The following is a 1617-nucleotide window of genomic DNA, read 5'->3' as shown; positions in this document are numbered from 1 at the left end:
CGGGGGCGATGTCGTCATAGGGCTTGGCGGGCAGATTCTGGGGGCCGCCACTTTTAGCAGCAACTGGATCGCCCTCGCTGGCACGACCAGCTATTTCGACGCCTCCACCCCCGAACTGCTGCGTAACCTGTGGTCCCTCGGCGTTGAGGAGCAGTTCTACCTCGTGTGGCCCGTGCTGCTGCTCGGGCTGCTGCTTGTGCCCCGCCGGTGGATGAGAGCGGCCCTGCTCGGCGCCGCAGCCGTTGCCGCCGCGATACTCATGGCCTCGATGTGGTCGCCCGGCATCGACAGCACTCGGCTCTATTACGGCACAGATACCCACAGTTTCGGCCTTCTCGCTGGCGCAGCCCTCGCTGTCGCATCGGCTGGCGGTCTCACCCTCGGCCGCCGGGCGAGTATTGCCCTGCAGGCTGCGGGGATGCTTGCGATAGTGGGCGTTGTCTCCCTCGCCGTAGTCATGCCCGCCGACGGGGCTTTGCCCTATCTCGGCGGGCTCGCTCTCGCCTCCGCGTTGAGCGTCGTTGCCATTGCGGGAGCCACCCTCCAGGGTTCGCGCACCGGTGCATGGCTCGACAGCGCGCCACTCGCGTGGGTGGGAGAACGCTCCTTCGGGCTGTATTTGTGGCACTGGCCGATCTGGGTTCTGGTCACAGCAATTGCCTCGGATTTGCGGTCAAGCGCGGCCGGTCTGTGGACTATCGGCGGCATAGCCCTCGTACTTACGGTTGCGGCGACGGTGGCCTCCCACCGCTATGTCGAACAGCCCATCCGGCGGCTCGGGTTCCGGGGAGCGGTCCGCGAGTTCGGCGACCAGCTCCGCATTCGCGCTCCGCGTCGCGGTGTGCGCATGCTCGCTGTCGCCGTCGCTGCCAGCGCCTCGGTTGCCCTGATCGCCGCAACGGCGTCGGGCATCGTCTCGGGAGAGAAGGCCGGGTCGGTCGAACGGCAGATCGAAGCGGGGCGTGCGGCCATCGAATCAACCGCCGTGCCCCACTCCGGCGCAACGGCGACCTCGCCGACCGCACCACTCGAGTCGGTAGCGCCCGCGGCGCTGCCCGGGGGCGACCAGATCACGGCCATCGGCGACTCGGTCATGCTCGCCTCGGCGGCCTCGCTCCAGCAAACGTTCCCGGGCATCGCTATCGACGCCGCAGTCTCTCGCCAGTTTTCCGCTGCGCCCAATCTGATTCGCGCCCATAAAGAGGCGGACACCCTGCGGCCAATTGTGCTGCTCGGGCTAGGGACGAACGGACCTGTCGATGCCGACGTTCTCGCAGAAGTGCGGCAGCTGCTCGGCACTGCCCACCAACTGGTTGTCGTCAATGTCTATGCGCCCCGGTCCTGGACAGACGGGGTGAACACCGAACTAACCAGGTTCGCTCAGCGCTTTCGCGACGTCGAGCTCGCCAACTGGCGCGACTCCATCACGCCGCAATTGCGACTCCTCGCTGGCGACCAGATTCATCCGGGCGATGCGGGCGGGCTCGTCTACGCCTCCGCCGTTCGCGACGCACTGCAACGCCTTGCCGAGCTGCCGCCGGTCATTGGTCCACGCGACTACGGGCTGGCCGCTCAGCCCTTGTAGCCCTGCGACCGCACGAAACCTGCGCAAAGGCG

General features: G+C 67.3%; 1 protein-coding gene. It reads left to right on the top strand.

All coding sequences use genetic code 11. The features are described 5' to 3' along the window. Nucleotides 1-1585: acyltransferase family protein (locus AC062T_RS11180; protein ID WP_476030056.1), on the top strand; the 1585-nt coding region annotated here is incomplete at its 5' end. Nucleotides 1586-1617 lie beyond the last annotated feature (32 nt).

Source organism: Homoserinimonas sp. (assembly GCF_056262345.1).
Note: the sequence above shows the minus strand (reverse complement) of the source record. Positions and strands in the feature narration are given on the sequence as shown.